The organism is Streptomyces sp. SID3343, assembly GCF_009865215.1.
In the GTDB taxonomy this organism is placed as follows: Bacteria; Actinomycetota; Actinomycetes; order Streptomycetales; family Streptomycetaceae; genus Embleya.
Genome location: NZ_WWJX01000068.1, coordinates 1 through 1,800, shown reverse-complemented (window position 1 = coordinate 1,800; position 1,800 = coordinate 1). Strand labels below are relative to the sequence as shown.

The following is a 1,800-nucleotide window of genomic DNA, read 5'->3' as shown; positions in this document are numbered from 1 at the left end:
CGCGCAGCAGCAGCGGCGTGGCGGCCAACTCGGCCGCCGACACCGGGCGTCGCCGCCGGGCCCACGGGTGGGTCGGCGCGACCACCACCACGAGCCGGTCCCGGCCCACCGGCGCCGACTGGAGGTCGCGCGGGATCCACGGCCCCTCGACGAAGCCCAGATCCACCTCGCCGGCCCGAAGGCCCTCGATCACGTGCAGGCTGTTGATCACCTGGAGCCCGACGTGCACCCCGGGAACCGCTTCGCGCAGCGTCGTCAGCCACCCCGGTACGAGGTGCTCGGCGATGGTCAGGCTGGCCGCGACCCGCAGCCGGTCTTCCTGCCGGGCCTTGAGCGCCGCCGCGCCCTCCACGAGCGCGTGAGCCTGCTCCAGGACGCCGCGCGCCCAGTCGGTGATCACCAGCCCCGCCGCCGTCGGCGTCGACCCCGTCGTGCTGCGCTCCAACAGCCGTACGCCCAGCCGGCGTTCGAGGGTGCGCATGCGCGCGCTCGCCGACGGTTGGCTGATTCCGAACCGGCGGGCGGCGCTGCCCAGGCTGCCGGTCTCGGTCACCGCGACCAGGAGTTCGAGCGTGTACAGGTCCGGCAAGGCTGCGGGCGAGGTCATAGCCAAACCCTATGACCTGCCAGGCAAGTGGCGTCTACCTGCGTGGACGCGTCGCGAGCAGGGTGGTGGACATGACCCTGACGGCCCCGTTTCGAGCCTCGCGCCGAGCATCCTCGCAGTCCGACCGGACCACCACGCCCGGGACGCCCGCGTCCCGATCGTGGCCGGGACTGGTCGCCGCGGGACTGGCCGTCGCGGCCGGGTGGGGCACCCACCGGATCTGGCCGAGCCTGCCGATGCTCACCGTCACGGTCGCCTTCGGCATCCTCGCCGCCAACCTGCGCCTCCTGCCCGCCTCGACCAGGCCCGGGCTGGCCTTCGCCGGCAAGCGGCTGATGCGCGTCGGCGTCGTCCTGCTCGGGCTCAAGCTTGCGCTCGGCGACATCCTCGGGCTCGGCTGGGCGACGGTCGCCATGGTGATCGGGGTGGTCGTGGTGACGTTCTTCGCGACCCAGTGGATGGGCCGCCGGATGGGCCTGCCCGGTGATCAGCCACTGCTGATCGCCACCGGCTTCTCGATCTGCGGCGCGTCCGCCGTCGCCGCGATGAACGGCGTGACCGACAGCGACGAGGAGGACGTGGTCACCTCGGTCGCGCTGGTGACCCTGTGCGGCAGCCTGGCCATCGTCGTGCTGCCACTCCTGCGTGGACCGCTCGGTCTGGGCGCCACCCAATACGGCGGCTGGATCGGCGCCGGCGTGCACGACGTGGGACAGGTGGTCGCCGCCGCGGGTGTGGCGGGCCCGGTCGCGCTGCACACGGCGGTCGTGGTCAAGCTCATGCGCGTCCTGTTGCTCGCGCCGGTCGTCGCGGGCACCGCGTACAGCCTTCGGCGCCGGGCCAAGCGGCTCGCGGCCGCACAGCCCGGCACCTCCACTGCCAAGCGCCCTCCGCTGATGCCGCTCTTCGTGCTCGGCTTCATCGCCATGGTCGCGGTCCGGACCACGGGCGTCCTGCCGGATCGCGCGCTGGACGTTGCCGGCACCGCCCAGGACCTGCTGTTGGCTGCCGCCTTGTTCGGGCTGGGCAGCATGGTCGACCTCCGTCGGTTGTTCACCACGGGTTGGCGCGCGTTGCTCTTGGGCTTCGCGTCGTGGGTGTTGATCGCGGGCGCGGCCTATGGCGGCGTGCTACTGACGATGTGACCACGTCTACGGCTTTGGCCGGGGCGGCCTTGGACTTGGTGGGCCTGG

Annotated in this window: 2 protein-coding genes; one reads left to right on the top strand and one right to left on the bottom strand. The window is 72.8% G+C overall.

Translation table 11 applies throughout. From position 1 onward, the window contains the following. Positions 1 to 607, bottom strand: a 607-nt coding sequence (locus GT354_RS02665; protein WP_161354528.1) for a LysR substrate-binding domain-containing protein, incomplete at its 3' end; no start/stop codon positions are given. 11 nt (positions 608 to 618) lie between these two features. Between GT354_RS02665 and GT354_RS02660 the strand changes: the two genes are divergently transcribed. Beyond that, complete coding sequence (locus tag GT354_RS02660; protein WP_237534308.1) at positions 619 to 1,752, top strand: putative sulfate exporter family transporter; 1,134 nt, start codon at positions 619 to 621, stop codon at positions 1,750 to 1,752. Positions 1,753 to 1,800 lie beyond the last annotated feature (48 nt).